General features: G+C 68.9%; 20 protein-coding genes. 9 read left to right on the top strand and 11 right to left on the bottom strand.

Features of this window, described 5'->3' with window-relative positions; all coding sequences use genetic code 11:
• Window positions 1–385 precede the first annotated feature (385 nt).
• Complete coding sequence (locus tag JL475_RS00665; protein ID WP_202273966.1) at window positions 386–1,009, top strand: hypothetical protein; 624 nt, start codon at window positions 386–388, stop codon at window positions 1,007–1,009.
• A gap of 66 nt (window positions 1,010–1,075) precedes the next feature.
• Here the strand turns inward: JL475_RS00665 and JL475_RS00660 are convergent, their stop codons facing one another.
• The 8 genes from JL475_RS00660 to JL475_RS00625 form a co-directional block, all read right to left on the bottom strand.
• Window positions 1,076–2,035: a 3'-5' exonuclease gene (locus JL475_RS00660; protein WP_202273965.1), complete on the bottom strand. Its 960-nt coding sequence runs from the start codon at window positions 2,033–2,035 to the stop codon at window positions 1,076–1,078.
• 240 nt (window positions 2,036–2,275) lie between these two features.
• On the bottom strand, window positions 2,276–2,449 hold the full coding sequence (locus JL475_RS00655) for a hypothetical protein (protein ID WP_202273964.1): 174 nt from the start codon (window positions 2,447–2,449) through the stop codon (window positions 2,276–2,278).
• Between the two features lie 11 nt (window positions 2,450–2,460).
• Entirely contained in the window at window positions 2,461–3,750 is a 1,290-nt protein-coding gene (locus tag JL475_RS00650) for a collagen-like protein (protein WP_202273963.1), read from the bottom strand.
• A 1-nt stretch (window position 3,751) separates the two neighbouring features.
• Window positions 3,752–4,075 carry a hypothetical protein gene (locus JL475_RS00645; protein ID WP_202273962.1) on the bottom strand — a complete coding sequence of 108 codons (324 nt, stop codon included), beginning with the start codon at window positions 4,073–4,075 and terminating at the stop codon, window positions 3,752–3,754.
• Window positions 4,076–4,255: 180 nt separating this feature from the next.
• Window positions 4,256–4,606 (bottom strand): hypothetical protein, encoded by a 351-nt coding sequence (locus JL475_RS00640; protein WP_202273961.1) that lies wholly within the window; start codon window positions 4,604–4,606, stop codon window positions 4,256–4,258.
• 3 nt (window positions 4,607–4,609) lie between these two features.
• Window positions 4,610–4,963, bottom strand: a complete 354-nt coding sequence (locus tag JL475_RS00635) for a hypothetical protein (RefSeq protein WP_202273960.1) — start codon at window positions 4,961–4,963, stop codon at window positions 4,610–4,612.
• Window positions 4,960–5,514, bottom strand: coding sequence for a 3'-5' exoribonuclease (locus JL475_RS00630; RefSeq protein WP_202273959.1), 555 nt, complete (start codon window positions 5,512–5,514; stop codon window positions 4,960–4,962). Before JL475_RS00630 ends, JL475_RS00635 begins: the two co-directional genes overlap by 4 nt.
• Window positions 5,511–6,494 carry an N-acetylmuramoyl-L-alanine amidase gene (locus tag JL475_RS00625; RefSeq protein ID WP_202273958.1) on the bottom strand — a complete coding sequence of 328 codons (984 nt, stop codon included), beginning with the start codon at window positions 6,492–6,494 and terminating at the stop codon, window positions 5,511–5,513. The genes JL475_RS00630 and JL475_RS00625 overlap by 4 nt, the downstream gene beginning before the upstream one ends.
• A 220-nt stretch (window positions 6,495–6,714) precedes the next feature.
• Between JL475_RS00625 and JL475_RS00620 the strand changes: the two genes are divergently transcribed.
• The 8 genes from JL475_RS00620 to JL475_RS00585 are packed head-to-tail and all read left to right on the top strand — an operon-like array spanning window position 6,715 to window position 9,545.
• Window positions 6,715–7,494 carry a hypothetical protein gene (locus tag JL475_RS00620; RefSeq protein ID WP_202273957.1) on the top strand — a complete coding sequence of 260 codons (780 nt, stop codon included), beginning with the start codon at window positions 6,715–6,717 and terminating at the stop codon, window positions 7,492–7,494.
• Window positions 7,484–7,693: a hypothetical protein gene (locus tag JL475_RS00615; RefSeq protein WP_202273956.1), complete on the top strand. Its 210-nt coding sequence runs from the start codon at window positions 7,484–7,486 to the stop codon at window positions 7,691–7,693. The genes JL475_RS00620 and JL475_RS00615 overlap by 11 nt, the downstream gene beginning before the upstream one ends.
• On the top strand, window positions 7,690–8,202 hold the full coding sequence (locus tag JL475_RS00610; protein ID WP_202273955.1) for a DUF6221 family protein: 513 nt from the start codon (window positions 7,690–7,692) through the stop codon (window positions 8,200–8,202). The genes JL475_RS00615 and JL475_RS00610 overlap by 4 nt, the downstream gene beginning before the upstream one ends.
• A complete protein-coding gene (locus tag JL475_RS00605) occupies window positions 8,195–8,401 on the top strand; it encodes a hypothetical protein (RefSeq protein WP_202273954.1) in 207 nt (68 codons plus the stop codon). Before JL475_RS00610 ends, JL475_RS00605 begins: the two co-directional genes overlap by 8 nt.
• A gap of 3 nt (window positions 8,402–8,404) precedes the next feature.
• Window positions 8,405–8,797 (top strand): hypothetical protein, encoded by a 393-nt coding sequence (locus tag JL475_RS00600; RefSeq protein WP_202273953.1) that lies wholly within the window; start codon window positions 8,405–8,407, stop codon window positions 8,795–8,797.
• Window positions 8,794–9,183: a DUF3307 domain-containing protein gene (locus tag JL475_RS00595; protein WP_202273952.1), complete on the top strand. Its 390-nt coding sequence runs from the start codon at window positions 8,794–8,796 to the stop codon at window positions 9,181–9,183. The genes JL475_RS00600 and JL475_RS00595 overlap by 4 nt, the downstream gene beginning before the upstream one ends.
• A 9-nt stretch (window positions 9,184–9,192) precedes the next feature.
• Window positions 9,193–9,333, top strand: a complete 141-nt coding sequence (locus tag JL475_RS00590; RefSeq protein WP_202273951.1) for a hypothetical protein — start codon at window positions 9,193–9,195, stop codon at window positions 9,331–9,333.
• A gap of 17 nt (window positions 9,334–9,350) precedes the next feature.
• Window positions 9,351–9,545 (top strand): hypothetical protein, encoded by a 195-nt coding sequence (locus tag JL475_RS00585; protein WP_202273950.1) that lies wholly within the window; start codon window positions 9,351–9,353, stop codon window positions 9,543–9,545.
• Here the strand turns inward: JL475_RS00585 and JL475_RS00580 are convergent.
• The 3 genes from JL475_RS00580 to JL475_RS00570 are packed head-to-tail and all read right to left on the bottom strand — an operon-like array spanning window position 9,540 to window position 12,251.
• Window positions 9,540–9,806, bottom strand: a complete 267-nt coding sequence (locus JL475_RS00580; RefSeq protein WP_237405843.1) for a hypothetical protein — start codon at window positions 9,804–9,806, stop codon at window positions 9,540–9,542. The genes JL475_RS00585 and JL475_RS00580 overlap by 6 nt on opposite strands.
• Entirely contained in the window at window positions 9,793–10,419 is a 627-nt protein-coding gene (locus JL475_RS00575; RefSeq protein ID WP_202273949.1) for a hypothetical protein, read from the bottom strand. The genes JL475_RS00580 and JL475_RS00575 overlap by 14 nt, the downstream gene beginning before the upstream one ends.
• The gene (locus JL475_RS00570) at window positions 10,419–12,251 is read right to left on the bottom strand and encodes a right-handed parallel beta-helix repeat-containing protein (RefSeq protein WP_202273948.1); all 1,833 of its coding nucleotides are present in this window, start codon (window positions 12,249–12,251) and stop codon (window positions 10,419–10,421) included. The genes JL475_RS00575 and JL475_RS00570 overlap by 1 nt, the downstream gene beginning before the upstream one ends.
• Between the last annotated feature and the right edge of the window lie 7 nt (window positions 12,252–12,258).

The following is a 12,258-nucleotide window of genomic DNA, read 5'->3' as shown; positions in this document are numbered from 1 at the left end:
GGGTTAGATTCAACTCGAAGGCCCTCGGTAGCGCATAAGCCATAGGACGTTATGCGCTACGCGTCTCGTGCTCGCACGTTCGTCCGGGAGCCCCCGCTCTCCCGCGGGCCGGCTGGAACAGTGCGCGCAGCCGGGTCGCCTGTTCGGCGCTGAGGGGTGGGGCGTCGTCCACGATGCGGCGGATGTCGTCGATAGCGGTCGGCCCAAGGAGGTTCTCGGCGCAGGCCCGGCAGAAGGGTTCGGTCACGACTGGAGAACGAGGCGGTGCCAGGGTTGGCACCGTCGTCACCCGGCGGCTGCCGTCGTGTCACGGCTCCGTGACGGCCGTTCATCGTTCGTTTATCCGTGGTCTAGCGTGTCCGGGTCCAACAACCTGGGGGGAATCATGCGCGCACGCGCTACCGCGGCAACGGCCGCCCTGCTTCTGGCCGCACTCACCGCATGCGGTGGAGGGGGCGACGACAGCAAGGATGCGGCGTCGAAGCCGTCGGCAGTCGAGACTGTGCCGAGCGAGGAGCCGGCGCCCGGCCAGGTGGAGGAGAGCATGAAGCTCGGCGAGCCGGCCCGGACGACCGGTGACGGCGGCACGGGCGTTCTGGAGATCACCCCAGACACAGTCGTCTTTACGAAGGAGGGCGGCGGGGAGACGTCGGTGAACGGAGTGTTCGCCGTCATCACGATGAAGGACAAGGCGATGACCGCTGTGGCCGCTGACGAGCCTGCCCCGATCAGTGGTGGGGGGTGGAAGTGGATGGCGGCGGACGGGGAGATGATCGGCTCGGGCGGCGGGAACGCGTTCAACGTGGTGATGGACAAGTACAACAACGCCGACCCGGTGCAGCCGGGTGCCTGGCAGTGGCGGTCGCAGGTGTTCGACCTGACGCCAGCGCAGGCGAAGGGCGGCACGCTCATCTACATCGACGGTGAGGAGAAGGCGCACCGCTGGGAGATGCCGTCGACGGACTCCGGGCCGAACGTGGCCGAGGTGAAGCAGCAGCTCGAGTTCTGAGCACGACGAAGCGCCCCGCTCCCCTGCCGCTGATGCGGCGAGGAGCGGGGCGTCGTCGTTCAGGTGTCACGCACTGTCCGCCGCCATCTTCGTGAGCGTGTCGATGACGGACCGGCAGTCGTCCGCGGCCCGGTGTCCGGCGCCGGGCAGGCGCTGCCACCTGTACGAGCCCTGCCGGTGCAGCGGATCGTCGCTGCGTGCGTCGTAGTCCCACTTCCAGTCTCCGTACCATTCGGCGTAGGCCTCCATGGCGCAGTCTTCCCAGGTGTGGGCGGCGAGCCAGGCGCGGGCGGCGGGGTGGATGCGTCGCCGGCCGTGCCGGGGTTTCTCCAGGTTCACGTGGCGGGCGCTGTAATGGTGGTGGAGTTCGATGGCGAGGCGGCGTTTGTCGAAGTCCCGGTTGTAGATGACGACCTTGCGGCCGTGGAGGGCTTCGGTGAGCGGCACGAGGAGGCTGCTGAAGCTGGGGGCGTCCTTGACCGTGTCGTTGGTGATGCCGTGGATGCGGGTCGCGTCGGCCGGGATGGGGTCGCCTGGGTTGACGAGGCTGTCGAGGAGGACGCTCCCGTCGACGCCGAGGACGGCGATCTCGACGATGCGTGCCCCGTCGTGGAGTCCGGTGGTCTCCGTGTCCAGGACGACCACGGTCGGGTCGTCGAGGATCCGGCGCGCCCAGCCGGCGGCGGCCTCGCGGTCCTTGTGCAGCATCGCCATCCACTCCTGCTCACACCACCCTTTGTGGATCTCATTGCAGTGGGGGCAGGCGTGCTGCTTCCACCATGCTTTCCGTCCGGCGGCGAGCGCGGCGAGCTGGGCGGGAGTCGACTCGGGCTGCGCGGTGGTCTGGTCGAGCGTGTAGAGCGGGGCGTGGTGGTGGCGGGGCATGCAGTACAGCCATGCTTGCGGGCGGTTCTTCTGCTTGGGGCGCAGTCGGCGTCCTGCGTCGCGGAGTTGGGCGCGGGTCATGAGGTGGGCGGGGGCGCTGCCGGTGCTGTAGACGGGCAGGTTTTGGTAGGTGGCGGTCACGGTTGCTCCTTGGCGCGAGGCGGGGTGGTGTGGTCGTGATAGTGCCCGGCTCCCCGCATTCCTCGCAATACCCCGCAAACGGCGCCTAGTTACCCCTATAGGGACGCGTGTGCGTGCGGGGGTCTAGCGGCCCCTCGATGGCCCGGTAACAGCTTGATAAAGGGTCGGTCGGCGTCGCGCACCTGGACGCAGCGAAGCGCCCCGCTCCCCTGCCGAAGCAGGAGGGCGGGGCGCTGTCGTTCACGCGTCGTCGGGTGTCCACCCGTGGGGCAGTCCGGGGTAGACCGGTTCCTGGAACGGCTGGATGGCCGGCGCGGGTATCGGGGGCGGCTCTTCGCGTCCGAGGCGGACGAGGCTGCCGACGTCGGCGGCGATGTCGTCGCGCCGCGGCGGGCGTTCAAGAGCTTCCGGCATGGTGGTTCCTGTCAGGCGGTGGTGTTGTTGGTGATCAGGCCGAGCGTGGCCAGTGCACTGATCAGTGAGGCGAGGGCCGCGTTGCCGCCTGTCGATCCGGTGACGGTCGGCTTGGTGGCTGCCGTCGCGCCGTAGAAGCCGAGCGTGTTGCCTAGGTGTCGCAGCATCAGGGAGACGATCAGTGCGTCGTCGGTGGTCCACTCGTTGGCTGCGGACCGGCGCAGGTTGGTGTCGCGGGCGCCGGTTCCCGACCCGATCTCGATCCGGTCGTTCAGGACCCGCACCCGGTCGAACGTCTCGGCTCCGACGTGCAGCGCGAGCAGGGCATCGGTTGCAACCACGGTGTTGACGGTGAGCCCGCCCGTAAGGGTGCCGCCAGTCTTGTCGAACTTCCCGGTTTCGAGGGTCGCGCCGGACGCTGCGGGGTAGGCGCCGATCGCGTTCAAGGTGATCGGGTCCGTGCCGCCGGTGGCGTGGCTGGCGGCATGTGCGGTGGGGGTGCGGGCGTCTGTGGTCGTCGGGTCGGTGGAGCGGAGTGCGATGCCGGGTCCGGCGCCTGCTGCGCCGAGCGGCGGTTGTGGTCCTTCGGGTCCGGGCTTGCCCTGGGCGCCCGGGTCTCCCTTGTCGCCCTTCGGTCCGGGCGAGCCCTGCTCTCCGGGGTCACCCTTGGGGCCTTGCTCGCCGGGCGTACCGTCCTGTCCGGCGGGACCGGGCTCTCCCGGATCACCCTTCGGCCCGGGGGGTCCTTGTGTGCCGTCTGCTCCTGCGGGTCCCGGCTGCCCGTCGGTGCCGGCCGACCCCCGCTCGCCGGGTTCGCCCTTTGATCCCGGTGCACCATCGTCGCCTGCGGGGCCGGGTGCACCTTGGGGTCCTGGCTCGCCGTCAGCACCTGCGGGCCCTTGCGGTCCTCGCGGTCCGGGTGTGGGGATGTAGTCGGGGGTGTCGGGGTCGAGCTGCTGCAGGCGGTCGAGGTCGACTTCGTCGTCCGTGCCTTCGAGGGTGAAGCAGAAGACCCACGGCTGCCCGCCGGCCGTGATGATGGCCTGCCACAGCCAGCCGTCCGGGTTCATGCCGGGGGCGCTGTTGTCGAGGAGCCGTACCCCGATGGTTTCCCCGTCGGCGAGTCGTCCGTCGGTGAGCTGGTAGGTGCCGCCGCCAGTCCAGGTGACGGGCGTGCCGTCGATGACGATCGCGGGCACGTTCGGCGTCAGGCGGACGGTGCCCGTAGCAGGCTTTCCGCTGGCGGGGCTGGCGACGGTCAGATGTACCAGCTTCGTGGGGACGTCGTCGGGGAACGGCATGTCAGGCTCCCGTCTCGTAGTGCTCGCGCTGCGCTTTGAGGAGCATGCGGGTGCGCTGCACCATCAGGGCGGCGACCGCGAGGAGGATGGCGGTGCGGATGGCGCGGGCGACGATGGCGAAGTGCCCGTCGGGCCACATGGTGACGAGGACGGTGTAGAGGCAGAGCATGCCGACGGCGGCGGCGAAGCCCATCAAATTGCGGCCGACTTCGCTACGCCACCAGAACGCCTTGTAGTGATAGGTGATGACGAAGACGGCGCAGGCGAGGACCGCGAGCATCGACGCGCTCACGTTGATCCACTGGTCGGCTCTGAGGTCTCTCATGGTTGCGCTCCTCGACGTGCTGCGAACGCGGCCTCTATGCGTTCGCTCAGGTGGTTCTCTTGGCGGGCCCGTCGGAGGGGGGCGACTGCTGCGTCGACGATGGGCTGGCGTGCCTCTGCGGCACGGCGAGCGGTCCGAGACCGTTCCAGGGCGGCCTCGGACGCTCGCGGGTCGGGCTTCTCACGGCCTCTGCGGAGACACCGTGTCCATGCGATCACCGGGGTTCACCTCCTCCCCGGGGTGTGGGGGCGGGGGGAGGGCGGTGAGGAGGTGCCCGCCGAGGCGGGCCATTTCTAGGAGTTCGCCGGTCTGTTCGTGCTCGACCTTGCGGGCGGCCTCGCTCTCCAGGAAGGCGGCCCGCCAGTTGTCGCGGTCGGCGAGTGCGTCCTCGTGGGTTTTGCGGGGGACGAGCCGGCCGGTGACGACGTAGAGGAAGACGAGGACGAGTAGGCCGACGGCGCCACCGTCGATGATGTTGATCCCAAACAGTTCGCTGCCCACCGCGTCCCCCTCTATTGCGTGTAACGGCACGGGTCAGACGCTGGTCGGGCCCGTCGGGGCCTGCGGGTTGGCCGGGGAGACCTGCGCGCGGGTCAGCAGAGCGAGCCCAGCGAGGACGACCGCATTCAGGGCGCCGACCTTCTCCGCCGACAGCTCCAGGCCGTAGGCGGCCAGCAGCGACGAGGCCGCAGCGACGAGGCCAGTGAACGCGGACGGCGCGATGGGCCGGGTGAGCACGGCGGTCGCGGCGGCGAACACTGCGGAGATGACGGCGACGATCGCGCCCGCCTGTTCCGCGTCCAGGCCGAACTGGAAGGTGACCAGCAGGGACAGGCCGGCGGACACCGAGGCTATGAGGAGAGCCGGTTCACGGCCGAAGATTCTCATGGGGTTCTCGCTTCCTGTTCGGCGAGCCAGCGCCGGACGGTCTGGTTGTGGCGTGCGTCGGCGAGCGCGTTGTGCTCTGCGGAGTCCTGCTGCGGGAGCTCGTCCCATCCGATGCCGAGGCGGCGGGCTTCCTGCTGGATGTCGTGGGTGAACATGGGGACGCCTTCGGGGAGGTCGATCATTCGTCCCCAGAGCTGGGCGAGGCAGACATGGTCGTAGGCGCCATAGTTCGCCCACAGTTCGACGTCGGATCCGGCGGCGCGGATGAAGTCCATGACCTCGTCGGCGATCTGCTTGCGCGGCTTCACCCGGTGGTCGGCGTAGTGGAAGAGCCAGCGCTTCGGCATGTGGATTCGCTGGTCACCCTGCCCCTTCGGCAGGTGCGGGACGACGTTCTCCATCAGCCACTTGTGCTTGCGGATCTTCCGCACGGGCATGTCCCGGTTGACGGCGTAGTACTGGCGGCCGTCGTCGCACACCATGCCGATCGAGATCAGCTCAATGTGCCTTCCGTCCTCGAGGAACTCGAGGTCGTAGTCAATGGCGGTCACGAGGCGTCCGGCCCGGTGACGTCGATGTCGACCTTGATGACGGCGTCGGCGATGGCCTTCTCGACGGCGGTGACGACGGTCTTGGTGTCGACGTTGGCGCCGACCTTCGCGGCGAGCGCGTTGATGGCGGCGGACTGGGCGGCCACGGTGACGGTGAGGGAGCGGACGCGGGCCTGGACGTCGCGCAGGATGGACTGTGGCTGCCAGGTGGGGTTGGTCTTGATGTCGGCCGCGTCCTTGGGGGCGGCGAGTGCGTCCGTCTTCCACACCGCGTCGAAGATGTCGCGCTTGGTCATGCCTGCCATGGGGTCCTCTTCCTCTCCGGGGTTCCAGCCGGGCTCGTGCTCGAGCCGCTCGTCGACGTCCTTGCGGAACTGCTGGGGGGTGAACTCGAACCGGCCCCGGGAGCCGTAGCCTTCGACCGGGCCGCGCGGGTCGACCTTGCCCTCGACGCTCGTTTCCTTGTGGCAGCCGACCGACTCGGCCGTCCAGCCGTGGTGGCGGCAGACGGCGGCGTTGATGCGCACCCAGGCGTCGTACTGGGCGCGCGGGTAGACGTCCTTGTTGTCGCCGAGGTTTTCCGTCTCGATGCCGTAGGCGACGTCGTTGCCGTCGATCGTGCCCGAGGCCCGGGACGGCGCCGGGTGCACGGTCTTCTCATCGCGGAAGGACTGGTACGCGTTGACTGCCATCGGCCCGGCATGGTTGGCGCGGCCGGCGCTGCACATCGTGGCTACGCCGCTCTTGGCGAGGTAGATATGCGCGAGTGGCGCTGGCAGTCCGGGGATGCCGTTCTTGGCCACCAGGTCTCGGCTGTTGCGGCCGGCGGTGTGGTGGTTGAGGAACATGCGGACGGGGCCGAAGGCTAGACCGGTCGCGGCGTCACGTCCGCGGGTGCGCCAGCCGGGGTATTCCTCGACGCGGACGCCTTCGGCGCGGAGGATCTTCAGCCACTGGTCGTGGGTGAGTGGGGTGGCCATGGCGCCTCCGGTTGGGTGGGCTGTGGGGCGTACACCTAGACACAGCACTTGACCTTTGAATCATAGGTCAACACCCCCATCACGCCTACGATTCTCAGGTAATCGGATATGGTGCGGGTGTGAGGCTGACTTCACCGTCCCGGCCTCCGGTGGCGGGTCTCTTCTGGCAAGGGGCAGGCCCGCCACCACCCTTGCCAACAACCCTTGCCGAGGAGATCCGATGGCCGACAGCCAGCAATCCCGCTCGCTCACCGCCGACGAGCGGAAGCATGAGGTCGAGCAGGAGCGAGACCAGCTCCGCCAGGCCCTGCATGTACTGCGTTACGGCATGGCGCGCGCCACGGGTAACGACCTCGCCGCCGACTACATCGTCAACCTGATCGACACGACCGTGGAGCAGGTCACGGGGCGCGCCTTGGAGCCGTGCGACCGCGATGAGCAGTACGCGCGGGCCGAAGCCGCTGAGGCGGAACTCTCCCGGCTGCGTGCGGGCGAGGAGCCCGGCGGGGATCCGGCCGTCGAGCCGACGCCGGGCCAGTGGATCGCCCGATGGAACCAGGCTTCAGCCGAGGAACGTCTGCGCGTCGCGCAACGGGTGCTCGAAGAAAGTGCTCGCGCGGTTCGCTGCTTCCTGGAGAACCACGAGAAGCGGCTCGCCCGCAGCGAACCCCCGATCATCGGCACAACCCGCATCGGGCTGGACGTGAAGCCGGGGTTCGCTGATGGGCTCACCTCTGAGCGCGGCAGCAAGGTGATGCCCTCAGTGGAGATAGCGGGTGCCGTGTCGGAGACTCTGGAGGGCGAGCCTGGTCAGCCGATCGTGTTCGCGGGCGGCGTCGGTTCCCGCCTTTGCATCGACGGGCGCGAGTTCGCAGTGAGTAGCGAACGGCCGGTGGTCGTGGACCGGTTCGGGGACGGTATACGCGGCGGCTACGTCACGCTCACACTCATCGCCGAAAGCGTCACAGTCGACGGGCGGGAGGCCACCGATGTTCGGTGACGACGCCCTTGCGGCGATGCTTCAGCAGGTTGCGGCAGCCTGCATGCAGGCGAAGGAGATGATCGGGCCGATCCTGGAGTCCGCAGAGGGCGTGAAGGCCGACATGATCGGGCGCGGCTGGTCCGAGGCGAATGCGGAGGCGGTTGCCACCTCCTACGTGCAGGCGATGCTGAAGACCGCGCTCGGGGGCACCGGATGAGCCGGTCCGCGCCGAAGATGCGGCTGGCGGACATCGCGCGCGGCCCGAAGGTTCCGGTGACGGTGGCGGAGTGGGATGCGACGCCCGGCCTGCACGCGTGGATCGAAGGCGAGATCCGGCGGCGGGAAGAGGTGGCGCGCGGCGGGCAGCGTGCGTGCGGGACTTGGGAGTACGACTCCTTCGTCCACGAGATCCGCGACAAGTGCAATGCCGGTACGACCGCGATCGTGTACGAGGACGAGGCGGGCCGGTTCATAGAGCTCAACGACCCGGACGCCGCCCTGCGCCGATGCGCCGCCGACCGGAAGATCCTCGCCGCGCACCCGTACACGACCTCGGTGCTCAACCCGGGCTACGGCCCGCACACGGCCGGGTTCGGTTGCGAGACGTGCCACGACTGGGACGGCGTCACCGAAGGGCGCGGCAACTGCCCGACGATCCTCGCCCTCGCCGAAGCCTACGGACTCGACCCGGCAGGCGAGACCGACGTGGAGGTCATCCGTGGCTGACGTGACCGTCAAGCTGTCCGACGGCATCCGTGAGGTCAGTGTCGAGATCCACGGCACCGATGACGACCCCCTCAACCGCGCTGAAGCTGCAGCCATCCGTCTCTTCGGTGTCGCCGCAAGCTACAGCCCGCCCACGCATCGGGCTGGCTTCAACAACTGGGCGCTCAGTAGCGACACCGAACGCAGCCCCGAGGAGTAGGCCGTGAGCAGCACCTACTACGTTCTCTGCTTGTCGCACGATCCGGCGACGTCAGCCCGCGAGTACCGCACGCCGGAGGAAGCGGCGGGCGCCATCAAGGCGGGCATCGAAGGGCACCCGGGCTGTGACCTGCTGATCGAGCGCGTCTCGGGTGGGCCGAGCGAGTACGGATGCCCGCCCCGCGACACACGGCCTGCCGGGCCGCACTGCTACCACCGGGACGTCAGGTGGGTCGACATCGAGTGGCTGCGGCTCCTCGGCCGCGCCTACGAGTCGACGGACCCCGCCGTGGTGGACGCCGTCCGGCAGGGCCGGTTCTTCTGCTGGACGCGGGACCGGGTGCACCGGCTCCGGCACTCCCTCGGCAACGCGCCGGAACTGGAGCAACGGCCGTGACTGGACTGGCCCTGCTACTCGCCCATCTCGCCGGGGATTATCTGTTGCAGTCGGACTGGATGGCGAACGAGAAGACGAAGCGCTGGTGGCCCGCTTGGGCGCACGCCCTCACCTACGGTCTGCCGTTCCTGCTCATCACCCAGTCCCCTGCCGCGCTGACGGTCATCGTCGTCACGCACGCGGTCATCGACCACTACCGGCTTGCCCGGCATGTCGTGTGGGCGAAGAACCTCCTCGCCCCCAAGGCGTACCGGCACCCGTGGTCCGAGTGCTCGGGCACCGGCTACCACCAGGACCGGCCCGCGTGGATGACTGTCTGGCTGATGATCATCGCGGATAACGCGATCCACTTGGCGATCAATGCCGCAGCCGTCACCTGGCTTTGAGGAGCGCCTGTGACCCGCAACAGTCAGCGCATCGTCTACCTCTTCGGCAAGACGTACTGGTGGGACCGGGGCCCCGATGGGCGGCTGACGCTGCAACCCGCCGTGTGGATCAACGCTCCCGCGTCACGCACGCCGAACTGCTGCCGATAGGCCGCCATACTGAAGGGATGGAGACTCCTCGCCGTCCGCCAATATCGATCCAGGGTGCGACACCGGGACGGGTCGAATCCCGCTGGTGCGACAAGTGCCAGACCGACGAGGGGTTCACGGTGCGCTTCTACACCTTCTCGGGCGGCGAGCCACTCCCGCTCACCGACGTGACCGGATGCACCGGCTGCGAGAAGCGCACCAAGACGTCATAGCCGCCCGACCTGCACCCGGAGTTGCTGCCCGTAGGTAGCCCGGTACTGGTCGGGCGTCCACGCGCGTCCGTCGGCGAGGAACACGGGCTCCACCCGCGCCCCGCCCACGGCGCTCGTGTCGGCGACGAGGGCCCAGCCGACCACCACTCCCCCGCCCGGCACCCCAGCCGTGTCCGTGCCAGCGGGTGCCGTCACCTGCACGCGCAGCCCGTCGCATGCGGGCAGCATGCCCGTGATGTCGCCTGCCTCAGAGGAACGCAAGGAACGCCGCCTTCCTCGCAGCACCCGGATCAGCCGGCGGGGCAGGCGCGACGTTGACGTTGTCGAACTCGACATAGTCATTGATCCCGCTGTCGCGGTGGGAAATCAGCTGCAACTGCAGGTTGGTGTTGGCCACCCACGCCGGGCTGGTGGCCAGGGTGCGCCGGTTGGTCCACGTGATCCCGTCCGGGCTGGTGTCCCACAGGAGTGGCCCACCAGTCTCCCGGACCCGCAGCCACGCATGCGCGACAGGATCGTAGGGGATGGAGACCTGGGCAGCGTCGGCGTAGGCGGCCCGCGCCGCCATGACCAGCCGCCCGGTGACCGTGTTGACCTCGAAGATCACGTCGGTTCCTGCGGTCGTCGAGGTGATGAGGATCTGCGCCCACGCCTCGGTGGTGGCACCTCCGGCTGCGGGCGGGTAGAGGCGGCAGTACAGCGACGACCCGTTCAGCCAGTAGGTGGCTGCGGTGGCGTATGCGGCGTAGCCCGCGGTGCAGGGCACGCGGGCGCGGCCGCCGACCTCTGTGGGTCCGCCGTAGTTGTTCGGCCACTTGGCTGGGTCGATCGCGTTGTCGTTGAAGTCGTCGACGAGGGTGGCGAGTGCGGGCATCAGTACCCCTTGACGTAGGCGATCACGCGCCAGGCGTTCGCGGTCGCGCTGTACACGGCGCCGATGAAGTCGGTCTTTGTGGATGCGGTGGCGGTGAGGCCGGTGATGTCGGAGCCGAACACGAACCCACCCGCGCCACCGGCCAGGGCAAGGGCGCGGGCGCCTCCGGTGGCGGTCACTTCCCACACCGCGCGCTGCCCGTCGACCGGATTCGTGGGCACGCCGAGGGTTCGGTTGCCCGCCATGCTCACCTTGAAGTGGGCGCCGCGGCTGGCGTCGGTGGCGATCGTTGCCGCGTCCGTCAGGGTGACGACAGGAGCGGTCGCGGGGCGCCGGACGCGGACGGCGGCGGTCGTCGGACCGACCACGGTCATGATGCTGGGGCCGAGGGAGACGACCGTGTTGGTGCCGTCTTCGAGGAGGCCGGCGGTTTGGGCGTGCAGGTAGGCGGTGTCGAGCATCACCGATGAGGAGCCGGACAGGCGCACCCCGTACTGGGGGCTGTTGGTGGAGGTGCCGCCGTCGTCGACACCGGGGTAGCAGGTGACGCCGTCGATGGTGACGGGGACGGTCGCGCCGATGACGGCGAGGCCCGCGTATCCGCCGCCGCCGGTGCCGCCGTTGCGGCCGTCGCGGCGCGTCATCAAATTGCTGATGCTGATGGGGGTGTTGCCGGTGGCGTCGATGAAGACGCCGTGGCCGCCGTTGCGGTCTGTGGAGCAGCCGGTCATTTGCATGCCGCCGGAGCCCTGCCAGTCGCCCCAGGGGCCGGTGATGCGGTAGCCGTGGGAGCCGTTCCATTCGGTGCGGCAGCCGAGCAACTGGCCGTTGGTGATGTTGGTGAGGACGATGCCTTGCCCCCACGAGCCGATGACCTGCACGTCGTCGAGGGTGAGGTCGGTGTTGCCGGTGAAGAGGATCCCGTTGGCGTGGCAGTTGTCGACCATGATGTGACGCAGCCGCCACGAGTAGGGCCAGACTCCGGCGACGTCGCCGGTGACCATGCCGTTGTTGGGCATCTGGCGGATGCACACGTTTTCCATGATGACGTTCTGGACGTTGCCCTTGGCGAAGATCCCGTCGATGCTGTTGCCGGTGAGTTGGGAGCCGTCCAGCATGAGGTTCACCATGCGCTGCTCGCCGGAGATAGCCGGGTGTTCGCCGTCGTCCTCGCCGATGATCTGGAGCACCGAAGTGCCGGTGAAGGGCATGGTGGGCTGGATGTAGCAGGGGTATTCGGCGCCCGTCATGCCGGGCCCGGTCATGAGGTTGGCGTGGGAGCCGAGCAGGGTAACGCCGTTCTTCCAGTCGAGGGTGGCGCTCGTTCGGTATACGCCGCGGGGGAAGTAGACGATGCCGCCGACCGGGCAGGCGTTGATGGCGGTCTGGATGGCGATGGTGTCGTCGGTGGTGCCGTCGCCGACGGCGCCGTAGCTTCTGACGACGATCCAGTCGAGCTGGGCGGGGATCTGGGAGGAGTCGATGTTGCCGGACCCGTCGAGTTGTGCCCAGCCGCCCGGTTCGCCGCCCTGCGCCATGAACTCGGTGAGGACGCTGCCGACGGTGACGGCGGTCAGTGCGAACCGTCGCGCGTAGCCGAAGTCCACGAAGAGACTGGTGACGCCGTCGGGGCCCATGAAGGTGACGGCGCCATCAGCGTCTGCGGTGACCTCGATGATCGGTGCCCCGGTCAGGTTCGTGAGGTCCGTGATCTGCGTGCCGCCGGTCAGGGCATCCCAGACGGTGCCGACGGCTCCGGGCCGGACGAGAAGTTGGTTGCCGACGCGCTCCATGGCGTAGTCCGCCGGGCTGCCGCCGAAGAGGTAGCGCATGAGGGGC

This window comes from Streptomyces sp. M2CJ-2 (assembly GCF_016757295.1).
GTDB lineage: Bacteria > Actinomycetota > Actinomycetes > Streptomycetales > Streptomycetaceae > Streptomyces.
Note: the sequence above shows the minus strand (reverse complement) of the source record. Positions and strands in the feature narration are given on the sequence as shown.

Bases quoted from the DNA above. Each gene is read 5' to 3' on its own strand.
- JL475_RS00665 (WP_202273966.1), top strand. From the start codon at position 386: ATGCGCGCACGCGCTACCGCGGCAACGGCCGCCCTGCTTCTGGCCGCA.
- JL475_RS00655 (WP_202273964.1), bottom strand. From the start codon at position 2,449: ATGCCGGAAGCTCTTGAACGCCCGCCGCGGCGCGACGACATCGCCGCC.
- JL475_RS00650 (WP_202273963.1), bottom strand. From the start codon at position 3,750: ATGCCGTTCCCCGACGACGTCCCCACGAAGCTGGTACATCTGACCGTC.
- JL475_RS00645 (WP_202273962.1), bottom strand. From the start codon at position 4,075: ATGAGAGACCTCAGAGCCGACCAGTGGATCAACGTGAGCGCGTCGATG.
- JL475_RS00635 (WP_202273960.1), bottom strand. From the start codon at position 4,963: ATGAGAATCTTCGGCCGTGAACCGGCTCTCCTCATAGCCTCGGTGTCC.
- JL475_RS00625 (WP_202273958.1), bottom strand. From the start codon at position 6,494: ATGGCCACCCCACTCACCCACGACCAGTGGCTGAAGATCCTCCGCGCC.
- JL475_RS00620 (WP_202273957.1), top strand. From the start codon at position 6,715: ATGGCCGACAGCCAGCAATCCCGCTCGCTCACCGCCGACGAGCGGAAG.
- JL475_RS00615 (WP_202273956.1), top strand. From the start codon at position 7,484: ATGTTCGGTGACGACGCCCTTGCGGCGATGCTTCAGCAGGTTGCGGCA.
- JL475_RS00610 (WP_202273955.1), top strand. From the start codon at position 7,690: ATGAGCCGGTCCGCGCCGAAGATGCGGCTGGCGGACATCGCGCGCGGC.
- JL475_RS00585 (WP_202273950.1), top strand. From the start codon at position 9,351: ATGGAGACTCCTCGCCGTCCGCCAATATCGATCCAGGGTGCGACACCG.
- JL475_RS00575 (WP_202273949.1), bottom strand. From the start codon at position 10,419: ATGCCCGCACTCGCCACCCTCGTCGACGACTTCAACGACAACGCGATC.
- JL475_RS00570 (WP_202273948.1), bottom strand. From the start codon at position 12,251: ATGCGCTACCTCTTCGGCGGCAGCCCGGCGGACTACGCCATGGAGCGC.